Below are 15,374 nucleotides of genomic sequence, written 5' to 3' on the forward strand. Positions count from 1 at the left end.
CCCAACCGGCAGCCAGATTATACTCCAAAAACCGGCTAACCGCGCAAACCATGGATAGCCACCGAGATGACCTCCGGCATAAGATGGGGTTTATTCAGCATTCTTTCAGCAATATTAGGTATGGCATAAACACCCCGCCTGACTATCTGATAGTAAAAGAAAAAGACCTGCAGGCTGAGGTCTGGCCGTATGTAACCGCCGGCTTTCCCTTCAGCCAGAAGCTTGCCGATAAGGTTGTCCCGCTGCTCTCCCCAGTAATCATCAATATACTCCTGCACTACCGGATAACGCTTCGCGGAGGTCTCCATAAGCTCACCCTGATACTGCTGGGTAAAGGCCTCCTGGCTGAAAAACAAGGTCTCCAGCTTTTCCTCAAACGGCATTTTGGCCTCTATTATCTTGCGGTAGCTATCCAGCAGGTTATCCAGAAAGACCTTGAATATCTCTTTGATAAGCTCTTCTTTATTTCCGAAGTGATTATAGACCGTCACCGGTGAAACGCCTGCCTGCCGGGCAATTTCAGGTATGCAAACACGGCTGAAACCATGCTGTTCAAATAATTCCAGGGCAACTTTCAAAATAGCTTCTTTACTCTGGGTCTTGCGTTTTTCAAATCCGTCCATTATTTCACCGATTTTTTTATTACTTTTACTAATAGTATACAAAATATAAGATTAAACACAAGGCATCAAATATTAAATTTAATAAAATTTATATAAAAAGCTAAATCTCCCCAATATCCTGCCTGAAATGCAGAAAGGACTGAGGTAAAGCAGGGTTAGCAAAGGCAAATAACCGGATAAAAGTGATAGATACCCCCTGTCAGGCCGGTGCTGCCGGTGATAAAATATAAAGAGGGCCTTTTATAACACCACTCAGCCCTCTATATAACCCGCCGGGAATATGCCGGTAAACTAAAACAGGAGGATAAAATGGAAGAAGTAACTCAACCCATGCCCCGTATAGGGGATATCGCACCCCAGTTTGAAGCTTTGACTACTCACGGCGTTTTGAAACTGGAAGATTTTAAAGGCCAGTGGCTTATTATCTTTTCCCACCCCGCAGACTTTACCCCAGTTTGCACCACTGAATTTATTGCCTTTTCCGAGATTTATCCCGAACTGCAAAAGCGGGGGGTTGAGCTGCTGGGCCTGAGCGTAGACAGCAACTCGTCCCATATTGCCTGGGTAAGAAATGTTGAAGAAAAAACCGGAATAAAAATACCCTTCCCCATTATTGCTGACCTTAACAAAGAGGTCTCTTTGGCTTATGGCATGATTCACCCCGGACAGAGCAAAACCGAGACTGTCAGGTGCGTATTTATACTTGACCCTGACCAGAAAATACGCCTTATCATGTATTACCCCATGAACGTAGGGCGGAATATGAAGGAGATTTTGCGGGTGATTGACGCCCTTCAGACCGCTGACGAAAACAAGGTAGCCCTGCCGGCTAACTGGCATCCGGGTGACAAAGTGGTAGTGCCTCCGCCGTCTACCCAGGAAATGGCCGAGGAAAGAATGGGGCAGGGGTATGAATGTATAGACTGGTATTTGTGCAAGAAAAATCTTTAGGAGAATAAAATGCCCTGTTTTGAATCTGACGGAAGCCTGAGCACCAGCGGCAGACAAACTTTAAAAGCCATAAAGGAGCATCCCGGCACACCTGAAGAGATAGCCCCGTTTGCAGGCCTGCCTTTGTATCGGGTAAGAAGCGGGGTACGTTCCCTGACAAATGCAGGGTTAGCTGAGGAAAAAGAGGGCAAATATCAGCTGACACCCAAAGGCAGTAAACTGCTGGACTGAAAAATCAGGCGGAATGAGATATGCCCGTTCCTCAGACAGAACGGGCATATTTTTATTTAAATGGATTAAGGCCTGTCCGGAAGGCAATTGCCCGTTCCGGCGATTTTCAGCTATAATAAGGGCTTGTTGCAGGCCCCTGTAGCTCAGCAGGATAGAGCAGCGGTTTCCTAAACCGCGTGTCGGGCGTTCGAATCGCCCCAGGGGTACCACTTTCTGAAGCTAAAAAGCCCCTTCTGACGGTGTTTTTCCGCAAGGGGCTTTTCTTTTTGCATGTCTCTTTGCTAATCACTTTTCCGAATACAATACAATCTATTGTCAGCAGGCATTTTTTGTGCTTAAATTAGTCACGATAGTGTTTTATTTAAGAGGTCAATCTCAAATGAACAAACTGGCTTTGCTTCTGGCTATACTCGGGGGTATATGTTTGGTGTTGGGTTTCCTAACCGCCTTGGAAGTAATTCCGCCGTTGGTTGCCAGCGGGCATTTTTTTGGCCCGATAAGCAACACTACTATCGGCATGGGCGGCATGTCTGTTATCCTGCTACTAGGTTGTATAGCCTGCCTTATTGCCCGCCGAAACCAAACTTAGCCTGAACCCTGTTTTATAAAAACTGCTACCGCAGCCTTTTTACGAGCCTGTCACCCTGTTTATTCTTCAATAACGCCATTTATTATTTAGCCGCATGCATTCGCCCTGCTTTCTCCAGCTTTGATTATCAACTATCCGCCCATTGACAAGAACATATGCCTATCCATACACTAATAGATACGTTATATAAGGAGAAGTCTATGATTTGCCCGGCTTGCTCTAAAGATATGCTGGTAGTAGAGTACCGCGAGATAGAGCTGGACTATTGTCCGGCCTGCCACGGGGTTTGGTTTGATGCCGGGGAACTGGGTCTGCTGCTGGATGCGGTAAAACTGAAAAGCACCGCCCCAAAGGCAGAAGAAATAACCGATAGCCGCGAGGCTAAACGCCACTGCCCCATCTGCCGCCGTAAGATGAAAAAAACTGCCCTCTTAAAAGACCCCCTGCTGATTACAGATGACTGTCCGGGGGGACATGGCATGTTTTTTGACGGGGGAGAGGTAGACCAGCTTATTACCCGCTTAGGCAAAGATACCAACCAACCGGCAGTGGATTTCCTCAAAGAGGTTTTCAAAGCCCGGTAACGCGTTCATTTTGAATATATTTAGTATATAAAGAACACAAGGAGGGAAATATGTGGATTGCACTTATAGTTATTCTGGCACTGATACTGATACTGGGGCTATGGTTTGCCGGTGCTTACAACGGGCTGGTAGGCCTGCGGAATCAGGTTAAAAACGCCTGGGCTCAGATAGATGTCCAGCTGAAAAGACGCTATGACCTGATACCCAACCTTATTGAAACAGTCAAAGGCTACATGACCCATGAACGGCAGACCCTTGAGTCTGTGACCAATGCCCGCAATCTGGCCCAGCAGTTATCCACTTCTACCAGTGTGGAGGCCAGAGCCAAAGCCGAAGGCGAACTGTCTTCCGCCCTTTCACGCCTGCTGGCAGTAGTTGAAAACTACCCCAATTTAAAGGCTAACCAGAACTTTCTGGCTTTGCAGGAAGAACTGACCTCTACTGAAAACAAGATAAGCTTTGCCCGCCAGTTTTACAATGATTCGGTTATGAAATACAACAACCAAACCCAGATGTTCCCCTCAAATATTGTGGCCGGTATAGCTAATTTCAAGGCCAGCGAATTTTTTGAGCTTAAAGTAGAAGAGGAACGCCAGGCTCCCAAGGTAAAGTTTTAAACAGGATTTAGACCGATATGTGGGAACAGATACAATCCAATAGAACCCGTTCCATTATGCTGGTTATCGGCATGGGGCTTATTCTGGTAGCCCTGGGCTACGCTTTAGGCATGGCCTTTACCGATAACGGGCTGGTGGGACTGGTAATTGCTCTTGTCCTGTGGGGAATTATGAATCTGGTAGCCCTAACCCAGGGTGACAGTATTCTTCTGGGCATGGCTAATGCCAAGGAAATAAAACCGGCTGACCATCCGCGCCTTTACAACGTGGTGGAGGAAATGAAGATTGCCTCCGGGCTGGATACCATGCCCAAGGTTTATATTATTGACGACCCCGCCTTAAACGCCTTTGCCACCGGACGGGACAAAAACCATATTTCAGTTGCCATTACTTCCGGACTGCTGCAGAAGCTGAACCGTGATGAACTGCAGGGTGTGATAGGGCATGAAATGGCCCATATCAAAAACCGGGATGTCTCACTGATGGTGTGGTGCAGTATCCTTTTGGGGACTATAGTTATTTTAGCCCAGTACGGCTCACGGATGTTTATTTTCGGCGGAGGGTCACGCCGTTCTTCCTCAAACGAAGGGGGCGGCGGCGGGGCTCAGGCTATCTTGATGGTGGCGGCACTGCTGCTTATTATACTGGCACCCTTGTTTGCCCAGCTGATATATTTTGCCATCTCACGCAAACGCGAATATCTGGCAGATGCGTCATCTGCCCAGTATACCCGTTACCCGGAGGGGCTGGCTTCCGCCCTTGAAAAGCTGGGGGCTTCTACCGCACAGCTGCGCTCAGCCAACCAGGCTACCGCCCCCATGTATATAATTAACCCCTTCAGAGCCAAAGGCAAAGCCGCCGCTGACCTGACTTCCACCCATCCCCCCATAAGCGAGCGGATACGGATTCTGCGGTCTATGAACGGGGCTTCCTACCACAACTATGACGAGGCCTTTAAACAGGTGAAAGGCGGGCATGTTATACCGCCTACCGCTATCAAGCTTGACCACGCCGAGACTATACGGGAGGCTTCGGACGAAGGGCCTTTGGCTACTGAAATCGGCCGCGCCCGCGAAACCTCAAACGCCCTCTGGAATATGAATAAATACCAGACGGTAGATTGTGACTGCGGGGTCAGGCTGCGTGTCCCACCCGGCTTAAAGGGGCAGGAGGTCAGTTGCCCGCACTGCGGCAAAACCCACCAGACCTGATATATAAGCTGTTAGACCGAAATATTAAAGGGGCGTAAAACCGCCCCTTTTTGTTATATCCGCAAAATCCATTTTAAAAAGTCAGAGGTTAAACTCTTTCATAATTTCACGTATCTGCCCGCGAAGCTCATCCTGAGGCACTTTCAGCTCGCTGTTTTTTTCAAGCTGGGCAAGCCTGTCCATCAGCTTTTGCTGTTCGGCCAGCACTACCTTTAAGGCATCCGCTACCGGGTCAGGCAGTTTGCCGTGTTCCAAATCAATAACCATCTGGCGGGATTCTTCTACTACCCGCCCCGGTATACCCACTACAGTTGCCCCGGCCGGAACGTCTTTAGTCACTACCGAACCCGCCCCTATTTTTGCCCCTTCGCCCACTGTAATGCCGCCCAGCACTACCGCACCTGTGCCGATAACCACATTGCTGCCGATAGTAGGGTGACGCTTACCCTTGGACAAACTGGTGCCGCCTAAGACCACCCCCTGATACATGAGCACGTCATCACCAATTTCAGAGGTTTCACCAATGACTACACCCATTCCATGGTCAATGAAGAAACGCTGGCCTATTTTTGCCCCCGGATGAATCTCAATGCCGGTGCAGAACCGCCCGCCGTGGGAAAGCCAGCGTGCCCAGAAATGGAGCTTGTGACGCCAAAGCCAGTTTGCCACCCGGTGAAACCAGAGGGCATGCAAACCCGGATAACAAAAAAGAACCTCTGCCACACTTCGGGCAGCCGGGTCTTTACTGAAAACGTTTCTAATATCTTTTATCATTTAAGCACCCATTATAGCACCCATTGGCTATTCCGGAATATCCGGCGGGGCGGAAAGTTCTTTATCCAGCCAGTCCAGATATTCCGGGCTGCCCCCGGCTACCGGCAGTGCCAATATTTCGGGGTTTTCGTAACTGTGAACTTCCTTTACTACCTCTATAAGCGAATCCAGCAGGGACTGGCGGGTTTTAACAATCAGCAGGCTTTCGGCTGATTCCTCTATCTTCCCCTGCCACCAATACTGCGAGTTTACCCGCGGAACAATGCTGACACAGGCCGCTTTGCGCTGGCTAAGCAGCACCTTTGAGATAAGGGCGGCTTCCTCCGCATCTTTGGCGGTTATGAAGACTACCAGAAATGAATTTGCCTTCACCCTTTTAAGTCACCTTCAGCATTCGTTCTACCGCACCCACTGCCTTACGCCGGATTTCCTCCGGCACACTTACTACTGTCTGCATATTTTCCAGACTGGCAAGCAGCTTGGGCAGGGTGGTCATTTTCATATTGGCACATACAGCCTGTTCGGATACCGGTATAAAGAGCTTGTTTGGGTTTTCCTTTCGCAGGCGGTAGAGCATACCTATTTCAGTGCCTACAATAAGCTCTTTAACATCTGCCCGGGCGGCATAAGTTACCATCTGCCCGGTAGATAAAACCCCGTCTGCCAAGGCGGTTACCTCAGGCCGGCTTTCGGGGTGGACTACCACTTTGGCTTTGGGGTAGTGCTTTTTTAAGTTTAGAATATCTTCAGGTTTTATACGGGCATGGCAGGGGCAATAACCCGGCCAGCTTATTATTTTTTTCGCGGTATGCGCCTGAACAAACGCCCCCAGATACTGGTCAGGAACGAATAAAACCGTATCTGATTTCAGGCTTTCCACCACTTTTACGGCGTTAGCAGAGGTGCAGCAGATATCAGACTCAGCCTTGACCTCCGCAGTAGAGTTAACATAACAAACCACCGGCAAACCGGGGTAACGGGCTTTAAATTCCCTGAGTTCCGCCCCGCTTATCATATCCGCCATGGGGCAGCCGGCCTTTGGCTCTGGTGCAAGGACCGTCTTTTCGGGGCTGAGTATAGCCGCTGTTTCAGCCATAAAGTGAACCCCGCAGAAAACTATCACTTCGGCATCAATATTGGCCGCCTTGCGGGCCAGTTCCAGCGAGTCACCCACAAAATCCGCCGCCTCCTGAATTTCTCCCAGCTGGTAGTTGTGGGCCAGTATAACGGCCTTACGTTCTTTTTTGAGTTCCGCTATTTTGTGCGAAATAAGCTCTGTGTACATATATATGCCTCTTACGGCCTAATTTTACCACCCGAAGGATATAAAAACCTATACTATATGGCAAACCCGGCTAAACTCTGTGGTTTGCAGCCGGGCTGGTTTATTTGCTGGGAAAGCTCTCAGGCTAAAGCGGTTTGCGCACCTGAATTATCTGGAACATACCTAAAAGACGCTGGCGGCGGTTAAGAATTTCAAACCCGCCATCCTTTAGTTCACCGCTTAAGACCCCCGGCTGCATCATCTGATAAGCCGGCAGACCCTCAAACACCCGGATAAATACCCGGATGCCCAAACCCCCGATACCCTGAGGCAGGTTATAGTCCAGCACGTTGAAAACACCCCCCGGCTTGAGCACTTTATAAATCTGTTTAATGGCTTCATGGCGGATAGGGGTGGGCATTTCATGCAGGCCGTAGGATACAAAAGCCTTGTCAAAAGTACCCTCCGGGAAGGGCAGGTTGTCACCCGAAGCCTGCTGGAAAACAGCCGGCAGGCCTGTTACTTTTTCTTTGGCTCTGGCCATCATATCAGGAGAAAGGTCAACCCCTGTTACCTGACCGTCTTTTAATTTTCCGGCTACCAGACGGGTAGTTGCCCCTGTGCCGCAGCACATATCTATAATATTGTCCCTGGGCTGAATATTGGCTTCATCTACGAATTTGCGGCGAAAGCGCTCTTCCCCGCCGAAAGGCGTGAAAAGCAAACGGGTTAGAAAGTCATAAACCTTGGAATAACGTTTCCAGTAATCTGTCTTGTAATAGGAGGGCGGAGTAACGTTGTCCTGCATCATTTTTTGCCTTCCAGTTCATCATACTTTTCCAGGGCATTATAAAAGGCCTTCCAGAACGGGTCAACCTGAGGGTGAACCAGCGGTTTTTCCTGCCCGTTTTCCACCAGCTTCATCCCGCTTCCGGCCGGGGTTATTTCACCGGCAACCGAAGCTTTGATACCCTTAGCAGACATAGCTGAAAGGATTGCCTCCGCCTTATGGGCACGGCAGGTAAGCAGCAGAGTGCCTTCACTTATGGAAGCAAAAGGGTCTATCCCGAACAGGGCGCAGATTTCCTTTACCCCGTCTTCAATCACAATCTGGTCTTTTTCTATGGTGACACCCATACCGGCAGCTTCGGCTATTTCATACAGTCCGCCCCAGATGCCGCATTCGGTTGCATCATGCATAACAGTTACCCCGTTATCCCGCACCCCCACAGACACAGCCGCCAGAGCGTCTTCCACCACACTCATTTTATAAAAAATATCCTGGGCTTTCCGGCTGAAATCCGCCCCGAATTTTCTGGCCAGAAAACCGGGGAACATGGCGGCAAAAATACCGCAGGCTTCAATAGCCGGTCCTTTGGTAATAATTATTTTATCGCCCGGCTTTACGAATTCCGGGCCGACATACTGATTCAGTTCACCCTCACCAATTACGGTTGCCCCGCCAACAAACGGGTAGCCGCAGTTTTCATATCTGGCGGTATGTCCGGTTACTATGGAAACGCCGTTACTGGCGCACTGGTCATGAATAACCTGCCAGACCAGACTCAGCTGGTCTTTGGTAATACCCATGGGTAAGTTAAGGTCTATGGTCAGGTATTTGGGTTTTAAACCGGAGGTAACCGAATCTGAGAGGAGGATATTGATAGCAAACCAGGCAGCCCTCTCCCAACCATATTCAGGTACTATAAAAACCGGGTCGGTAGTCAGGGAAACGGCCTTACCCCCCAGATTTACCACGGCGGCATCAACCCCGCTTCTAGGTCCTATGAGCACATCCGGTGAGGCTGCCCCCAGTCTGGGATAAATCAGTTCCCTGAAAATATCCGGTGATATTTTACCTATTTCAGGCATTTCGGTCATATCAGCTACTCCTTTTGATACTGGACTACCGGTAAAACAGTTATCTGCAGATTATACCTGAAATATCCTCCGAGACCAATTCTGCTCTGAAGGCAGGGAAGCATGGTACTCCAAAAAACAGATTTCCGGCAGGTTATTTTAAATATCCTTACCGGAAACCAGATAACTATCTCGATGGAAGGGTATGCCCGAAGATTTGTTGCAGGGGCTAAACACCCAGCTCCAGAGGAGTTTCAGGTGAACCGCTTTCTTTCCACTGCTGCACTAAATCAGCCAGGCTTATAGAATCCAGAATTTCATCGGTAGCTTTTTTAATCTTCACCCAGACACCGCGGGTGATACAGCCTTCACCGCGCCAGCAAACTCTGGGGTCATCTACACACTCCGAAGGGGAGGTAGAACCTTCGGTAGCCTTTACAATATCACTCAGTCTTATTTCTTTGGGGGTCTCTGGCCAGTACAAAACCGCCGTTAGCCCCGCGAACGCTTCTGACCAGCCCGGCTATACGCAAGGGGATAAAAAGCTGAGCCAGATACTGTTCAGATATCTTTCGCCGCTGGGCAACATCACGAATCAAAATAGGGCCTTCGCCATAATGAACAGCCAGGTCAAACATGGCTTCCATAGAATGCCTGCCGCGGGCTGACAATTTCATTGCATCTGCCTCCAAAAACTAACCATTAATAGTAGTATTGTTATTACTAACAAGCTCAGGAAATATGTCTATGCTATAGGAATGGCAATTTTTTGTCAAGAAAAGGGCATTCGGCAACGCAGATATAAAATAAAAAATGAGGACTGCTTGATTTATGGTCAATAGTCCTCATTTAAAGAGTACCGCCTCAAAAAGGTCAGGTGCTGAGGTGCTCACTTAGGGCACGGTAACCGCTGGTTGTATAACTCTTCAGGTCTTTGCCGATAAGCAAAGCTTCGGCTCCGTCCAAACTCTCCAGCAGTTTAAGGGTCTCGTCTACGCCCATAACCATGGCGGCAGTAGCCAGAGCATCAGCCAGCAGGGTATCACGGGCAATAACCGTAGCACTGCACAGTTCCTGAGGTGAAAAACCGGTTCGGGGGTCAATAATATGGTTATATTTATAATCTGGGGTAAAGGCGTTTTCATAATCACCGGAAGTAGCCAGACAGGCATTGGAAGACTGGATAACATCATAGTAGCCGGTATAAGCCCTGGGATGGGTAATACCCACCTTCCACGGCTGGCCGTCTTCGCGCATACCCTGAAGGGCCAAATCCCCGCCAGCTTCAACTATTACCTGGCTGACACCCCGTCCCCGCAGATATTCGGTAGCCTTATCCACAATATAGCCTTTGGCAATGCCGTCCAACGTAAGAGCCATGCCGTTTCTGCCCAAGACTACGTCTTTGCCTTTAATAGACATCTCTTTATAATTAACCAGATATTTTACCTCATCCAGCTGGGCAACAGAGGGGGGCAGCTTGGTTTTGGCAAAGCTGTCCTGGCACAGGTCCAGCGCAGGCAGTACGGTAGGGTCAAATGCCCCGCCGCTAAGTTCGGCACAATACTGGGCACTGGAAAGAACCGAGACAAATTCGCTGGAAGCACCTATGGCCTGACCGCTTTTATTCAAACGGTAAAGCTCAGAGGTAATATCAAAGCGGTTAAATACCGAAGACAAGCGCTCAATTTCAGCGAAGGTATCCTTGACCTTGGCTTCGGCATTGTCCCGGCTGCTGTCTACCAGAGTGATGGTTATATAAGTACCCAAAAGAGTTTTGGTTTCGGAATACTGGCATTCAGCCGCAGAGGTTATCAGCTCTTTAACCCCTAAACCTCCGGCAGCTAAAACCCCGGCACCTACAGCCGAAATCCTGATAAAATCTCTTCTGGTAAGTTTATTTTTCACTTTATTATCCTCCCCCGGCACCAAACCCCTAAATATAAATGCGGCCGGTGCTGGTAAAAAACTACTGCTATTTTATTTGTAACTATCTGCTGGAAAACTTCCGAACCAGCCCGATAGTGCCTTTGCGTATTTTAAGTATGATATCCATAGTAGCACCCACCGGGCAGAGGTAATGACACCAGAAGTCATGGATAAAGAGAGACACGCCCAGAGTAGCTATAACCAGAAGCCACTGATCCAGCGCCCCCTTCAGACTAAAGATGGTATTCCATGGCTCAAATACTGCCATTTGAGGGGACTGGAAAACCAGAACCAGCACTACTATTACCCAGAGAATAAAATACCTGGTGTTACGCATGGCAAGCTGAGTGCGGGTAATGGGACGGGTACGGCCGCCGCCGATAAAATTAAGTCCTTCCTGAATGGCAGAGAACGGGCACATCCAGAAACACCACAGGTTTTTACCGAAGGCAAGGGCCGCCCCTATGATACCGAAAACCATCAGGTACAGGAGCAAGTTGCTTTGCCAGGTTGGGGCAAAACCGGTGGGGAAGACAATGAAGTTAACCAGACTCAGCGGTATGGAAAGCCAGATACCGAAGACTGCTAACCCTATCAGCAGGCTCAGGTAACGCAGGACATGTATTTTGCGTAAAGCAGGCACCATCCGCAGGGCAAATACTGACACAATGCCGGCAATAAAGAAGACTTCGGCCAGCCCGAAATTGACAGGTTCAGGCGGAACAGGATATGGGTTGCCCAGCTGTTCGGAAAGTATCAGACGTCCTGCGCGGACACCGGTATCAACACCGGTTGAAGAACGGGTAGCTCCGGAAATGGCGTTGATATCTTCATTCAGCTGGAGCGGGTCCTGATAAGAGCGGCCGATAAACTGGGAAAAATAATCATTGGCAGCCAGTCTGCCGTACCAAGCAGGAGTATCATTGGTTTGGGGGACATCCATAGCCAGAATAACGCCTTCGTTGCTCCAGGCAACTACTACCGTCATAGAGCCGGCATAACCTATACCCTGGCCGGAAGTAACATACGCAATCTGGGTGCCATTTGAGTCAAGGGCAGCGAACAGATAGAGGTCATCTGATGCGCGGTCATCCAGTTTTTTAAAGCTGGCAGCTTCCGGAACAACCTTTGAAAGATACTGCTCAACGTCAGGTGAAGCGGAAACCTTGCCTATTACCCCGGCTATAACTACAGAGATAATGGCAAATATTATAAGCGCTTGTTTACCGTGTAGTTTCCAGAAACTGCTCTGCATCTAATGACCGCCTCACTTTCTGAGACACTTTACCAACCGTCTGCGTACCCCAGAAATGATTGTTTATTAAAAACTATTATTAAATAAATAATTCACTGATAATACTACAACTAAATAGCTAGTTTATCACGCATATATTTTATTGGCAAGCTCAAGTATATACCTCAGATTTTCCTTTAAAACAGGCTATTCAGTCTACCAGCCCGGTAGCTTTTACCAGCATAACTATCAAACTGAAAACAGCGCAGAACGCTATCATGACCGCCAGGAAAATATCTATTACCTTTATTTTTTCTTTAACAGGCTTTTCCATTTGTTTCCTATCCACTTACGGGTCTTTACTATTATATCCAGCGAAGCCCCTACAGGGCAAAGATAATTACACCAGAAGTTGTAAAAAATTATGGCACCTATCAAGGTGGCTATCATGAGTATCCACTCCTGAAAGTCCCCTTTGAGGCTGAAAAACAGATTCCAGGGTTCAAAACCGGACACATTGGGCGCTCTGAATATAAACACCAGCATCAAAGCCAGCCAGAGAAGCGCATAGCGCACCCACCTGAAACGTTTCTGGGCATTGGAAGAGGGGGAAATGCCCTCTCCGATGAAATGAAGCCCTTCCTGTACCGCAGAGAAAGGACACAGCCAGTAACAGTAGTAGTTTTTGCCAAAGAGGATGGCCAAACCCAGTATTCCCCAGACTACAATGTAAAAGATGATAAACTGCTCAAGGCTGGGGGCATAACCTACCAGGAAACTGGCAATATTGTTCAGGCTAAGGGGTACTGAAAGCCAGATACCCACTATAAAAAAGCTGTAGGTAAGTGCCAGATAACGGGCACGTTTGGGATTTTTAAACGGCTTGAAGGTGCGCACCCAGAACACAAAGGCCAGACCCAGACAGACCATAAATTCGGGTAGACCGAATTTTATACCCGGAAGCGGGTCTTTATAGTCTGACCCCAGTTCCTTCACCACCAGAAGCCTTCCGGCCTTAACAGCCATGGCGACCCCGTTTGAAGAAACGGTAGAACCGGAAACAGCGTCTATGTCTTCATGTATCTGGATAGGGTCTTCGTAGCCGCGGCCTATATACTGGTCAAAAAAATGTCTGGCTTCCAGAACCCGCCACCAGGGAAGGTCTTCGTGCTGAACGGGGACAGATATCTGCTGAATAATGCCGTCAAGGCTCCAGTTAAGGGCAACCAGCAGAGGGCCGCCGTAACCCTGTCCCTGCGAAATAGTAACATAGCTTTGAGGCTGACCCTCGTCATCCAGTATGGCGTAAAGCACACCCTGACTGGTAGCCATTAGCTCTGTATACTCGGAATCTTCCGGTACAACCTGAGAAATGTATTCCTTGTAGCCTAAATCCTGATGGGTAAACCCATATATAGCGGCCAACCCCAGACTTAATAAAGCCAGCAGAGTTATTATCTTACTGCGATTTGAGCTAAACCAATTTGAACTTTTCAATCACTTGCCCTTCCGGGGGTATATAAGAGGAGAGGCTTTATTCAAGCCTCTTTAAGATACACTTAGTTTACTCTAATCTATTAGTGAAATTCAAATAGGCCAGAGTATTCACTTTTTTGTGACTAAGATTCGCTGACTTCCCTCTTCTTGCGGTATACCAGTTTTGACAGCCAGATGGATATTTCATAAAGAACAATCAGCGGACCGGCCATGATGGTCTGGTTTACCGGGTCAAAGGTAGGTGTAATAAGCGCGGCAATGACAAAGGCCACGACTATCCAGATTTTGCGCTTGGAAGCCAGCCACTTGGGGGATACCACTCCCAGTCTGGCCAGCACCATAATAACAAAGGGGGTTTCAAATATAAGTCCCAAGGCAATGAGTATTCTGGTGACTACATTCATATAGTCCCGGATACCTACCACGGTGAGTACCACATCATCGCCCCAGTGCAGCAGGATATTTAAAGCAGGAGGCAAAGCCACATAATAAGCAAAAGCCAGACCCAGCAGGAACATTCCAGTGACCGCCGGTATGGCCGTAAAAATAAATTTCTTTTCATTGCGGTTTAGAGCCGGGGTAATAAAAGCAATCAGCTGGTAAAGGATATAAGGGGAAGCCAGAATAAACCCCGCCCAGAGTGATACATTGAAAAAGACCGAGGCATATTCCATGACCCCCAGCTGGGCCGGTTTGAAATCCGGGCCGCCGGGAGCGGTTAAAAAGCCGATAATGGGAGTGGCAAAGAAAAAGGCCACCAGTACACCCACTATCAGGGCAATGATACTCCGGGTAAAACGCTGGCGAAGCTCATTAAAATGCCCGCCGATAGGCATTTTGCCTTTTGCCTTGGCTTCCTCCGGGGGTTCTTCTTCGTCCGTTTCGGGAGTTTCGTTCTTACTGCTCACGCCTTACCCCCGCTTCCAGGTCCGTTCAGAAAATTTTCAAGCGATTTAGATTTGCTGGAGGTACTGGTAGAACTACTGCCGGTCTTCTTTTTACCGGGAGAGGCCAGATTTTCAGCATCAATAGCTCTGGTAAAGTCTCTGGTCATCTCACTGGTTACCTTGCGGAAGGAATTAACGAACTGTCCGATTTGGCGGGCAAACTCAGGTATCTTGCCGGGCCCGAAGATCAGGGTGGCCACAATAAGCACGATAATAATTTCACCGAAGCCGATTCCCAGAAAATCCATAATCTAACGCCTTAATCCAAATTACTAGCGAATTTTACTTTAGAGCCTAGTAAAAGACAAAAGGGCTTAAGACTCTTTTTTAGTCTCAGCTATCTTTTCGTTTATCTTGGCGGAAACCGCACCATCCTCCAGTTTTTTTACAACCTTCGGCTTGGGAGTTTCCTCTTCAAAGTCATTCTTCTTGCGGATATTGTGCAGGGCTTTACCCAGTGATTCGCCGATTTTGGGAATTCGGCTGGCACCAAAAACCACCACAATCAGAAGTACAATAATGAGTATCTCTATTGGGCCAATCTTAGGCATAGCCTACCTCCTATTTAAAACCTTTCACAGGTTTTCAAAACAAATCCCTTCTATACATATAAAAGGGGTTAATTCAGTTTTATTTATTCTGATTTTTCAATGGTCTTGGTTTCTTCCTTGGTTTCAACTTCCTCTTTTTCTTCTTCACCGGAGGAAGCCTTCCTGAAGTTTCTGATGCCCTTGCCGATAGCATCTCCGACCTGAGGAAGTTTGCCTATACCGAACACCACTACAACCAAAAGAACTATGATAAGTATTTCCATAGGACCAATCTTAGGCATGTGTGACCTCCTAAATTAAACCTGAAATGGACTTAGACTGAGGCTTAATTGCGATATATCAAATACTCACAACCAACGTTTTATGATACTCGCTAAAATTTGGCTTGTCAAACTACATAAAAAATTAGTTAAGGCTCAAAATACTTTGATTAAGCCCTTTTAAGCTTGGAAATGACGGCCGGGCGGCAGTATTTGCTTGCTCCTTTTATCATTTGCTGAGATAATCATCAC

At 48.1% G+C, this 15,374-nt stretch carries 20 protein-coding genes, 1 tRNA gene and 1 pseudogene; 7 read left to right on the plus strand and 15 right to left on the minus strand.

Annotation, left to right across the window (positions count from 1 at the left end; genetic code table 11):
• Positions 1–35 precede the first annotated feature (35 nt).
• Entirely contained in the window at positions 36–623 is a 588-nt protein-coding gene (locus DET_RS08085; RefSeq protein ID WP_010937253.1) for a TetR/AcrR family transcriptional regulator, read from the minus strand.
• 309 nt (positions 624–932) lie between these two features.
• Here DET_RS08085 and DET_RS08090 point away from each other — a divergent pair, with 309 nt between their 5' ends.
• The 7 genes from DET_RS08090 (at position 933) to DET_RS08120 (ending at position 4,806) form a co-directional block, all read left to right on the plus strand.
• Positions 933–1,574 carry a peroxiredoxin gene (locus DET_RS08090; RefSeq protein ID WP_010937254.1) on the plus strand — a complete coding sequence of 214 codons (642 nt, stop codon included), beginning with the start codon at positions 933–935 and terminating at the stop codon, positions 1,572–1,574.
• A gap of 9 nt (positions 1,575–1,583) precedes the next feature.
• Complete coding sequence (locus tag DET_RS08095; RefSeq protein WP_010937255.1) at positions 1,584–1,805, plus strand: hypothetical protein; 222 nt, start codon at positions 1,584–1,586, stop codon at positions 1,803–1,805.
• A 132-nt stretch (positions 1,806–1,937) separates the two neighbouring features.
• Positions 1,938–2,014, plus strand: a tRNA-Arg gene (locus tag DET_RS08100).
• A gap of 170 nt (positions 2,015–2,184) precedes the next feature.
• Entirely contained in the window at positions 2,185–2,394 is a 210-nt protein-coding gene (locus DET_RS08105; RefSeq protein WP_041223416.1) for a hypothetical protein, read from the plus strand.
• Between the two features lie 200 nt (positions 2,395–2,594).
• Complete coding sequence (locus DET_RS08110) at positions 2,595–2,978, plus strand: zf-TFIIB domain-containing protein (RefSeq protein ID WP_010937257.1); 384 nt, start codon at positions 2,595–2,597, stop codon at positions 2,976–2,978.
• A gap of 50 nt (positions 2,979–3,028) precedes the next feature.
• Positions 3,029–3,595 (plus strand): LemA family protein, encoded by a 567-nt coding sequence (locus tag DET_RS08115; protein WP_010937258.1) that lies wholly within the window; start codon positions 3,029–3,031, stop codon positions 3,593–3,595.
• Positions 3,596–3,612: 17 nt separating this feature from the next.
• Entirely contained in the window at positions 3,613–4,806 is a 1,194-nt protein-coding gene (locus DET_RS08120) for a M48 family metallopeptidase (protein ID WP_010937259.1), read from the plus strand.
• An 81-nt stretch (positions 4,807–4,887) separates the two neighbouring features.
• On the opposite strand, the gene cysE is transcribed toward DET_RS08120, so the two are convergent.
• From cysE to tatA, 14 genes and pseudogenes are all read right to left on the minus strand, one after another.
• Positions 4,888–5,580, minus strand: coding sequence for a serine O-acetyltransferase (cysE, locus tag DET_RS08125; RefSeq protein WP_010937260.1), 693 nt, complete (start codon positions 5,578–5,580; stop codon positions 4,888–4,890).
• 27 nt (positions 5,581–5,607) lie between these two features.
• A complete protein-coding gene (gene cutA, locus DET_RS08130) occupies positions 5,608–5,952 on the minus strand; it encodes a divalent-cation tolerance protein CutA (RefSeq protein ID WP_010937261.1) in 345 nt (114 codons plus the stop codon).
• Positions 5,953–5,956: 4 nt separating this feature from the next.
• Positions 5,957–6,865, minus strand: a complete 909-nt coding sequence (gene nadA / locus DET_RS08135) for a quinolinate synthase NadA (RefSeq protein WP_010937262.1) — start codon at positions 6,863–6,865, stop codon at positions 5,957–5,959.
• Between the two features lie 124 nt (positions 6,866–6,989).
• Positions 6,990–7,655, minus strand: a complete 666-nt coding sequence (locus DET_RS08140; protein WP_010937263.1) for a class I SAM-dependent methyltransferase — start codon at positions 7,653–7,655, stop codon at positions 6,990–6,992.
• Complete coding sequence (locus DET_RS08145; protein WP_010937264.1) at positions 7,652–8,725, minus strand: AIR synthase family protein; 1,074 nt, start codon at positions 8,723–8,725, stop codon at positions 7,652–7,654. Before DET_RS08145 ends, DET_RS08140 begins: the two co-directional genes overlap by 4 nt.
• A gap of 208 nt (positions 8,726–8,933) precedes the next feature.
• A pseudogene (locus DET_RS08945) lies at positions 8,934–9,381 on the minus strand (RrF2 family transcriptional regulator).
• Positions 9,382–9,577: 196 nt separating this feature from the next.
• Complete coding sequence (locus DET_RS08155) at positions 9,578–10,612, minus strand: FAD:protein FMN transferase (protein WP_010937266.1); 1,035 nt, start codon at positions 10,610–10,612, stop codon at positions 9,578–9,580.
• 82 nt (positions 10,613–10,694) lie between these two features.
• Complete coding sequence (locus DET_RS08160; protein ID WP_010937267.1) at positions 10,695–11,888, minus strand: 4Fe-4S binding protein; 1,194 nt, start codon at positions 11,886–11,888, stop codon at positions 10,695–10,697.
• A 190-nt stretch (positions 11,889–12,078) separates the two neighbouring features.
• Positions 12,079–12,201 (minus strand): hypothetical protein, encoded by a 123-nt coding sequence (locus DET_RS08870; RefSeq protein WP_010937268.1) that lies wholly within the window; start codon positions 12,199–12,201, stop codon positions 12,079–12,081.
• Entirely contained in the window at positions 12,174–13,316 is a 1,143-nt protein-coding gene (locus tag DET_RS08165) for an FMN-binding protein (protein ID WP_041223487.1), read from the minus strand. Before DET_RS08165 ends, DET_RS08870 begins: the two co-directional genes overlap by 28 nt.
• 170 nt (positions 13,317–13,486) lie before the next feature.
• A complete protein-coding gene (gene tatC / locus DET_RS08170) occupies positions 13,487–14,272 on the minus strand; it encodes a twin-arginine translocase subunit TatC (RefSeq protein WP_010937270.1) in 786 nt (261 codons plus the stop codon).
• Positions 14,269–14,559: a Sec-independent protein translocase subunit TatA/TatB gene (locus DET_RS08175; protein ID WP_010937271.1), complete on the minus strand. Its 291-nt coding sequence runs from the start codon at positions 14,557–14,559 to the stop codon at positions 14,269–14,271. The genes tatC and DET_RS08175 overlap by 4 nt, the downstream gene beginning before the upstream one ends.
• 66 nt (positions 14,560–14,625) lie before the next feature.
• Positions 14,626–14,862 (minus strand): twin-arginine translocase TatA/TatE family subunit, encoded by a 237-nt coding sequence (locus DET_RS08180; protein WP_010937272.1) that lies wholly within the window; start codon positions 14,860–14,862, stop codon positions 14,626–14,628.
• 83 nt (positions 14,863–14,945) lie between these two features.
• The gene (gene tatA, locus DET_RS08185; protein WP_010937273.1) at positions 14,946–15,143 is read right to left on the minus strand and encodes a twin-arginine translocase TatA/TatE family subunit; all 198 of its coding nucleotides are present in this window, start codon (positions 15,141–15,143) and stop codon (positions 14,946–14,948) included.
• Between the last annotated feature and the right edge of the window lie 231 nt (positions 15,144–15,374).

The sequence above is a fragment of the Dehalococcoides mccartyi 195 genome (assembly GCF_000011905.1).
Lineage (GTDB): Bacteria > Chloroflexota > Dehalococcoidia > Dehalococcoidales > Dehalococcoidaceae > Dehalococcoides > Dehalococcoides mccartyi.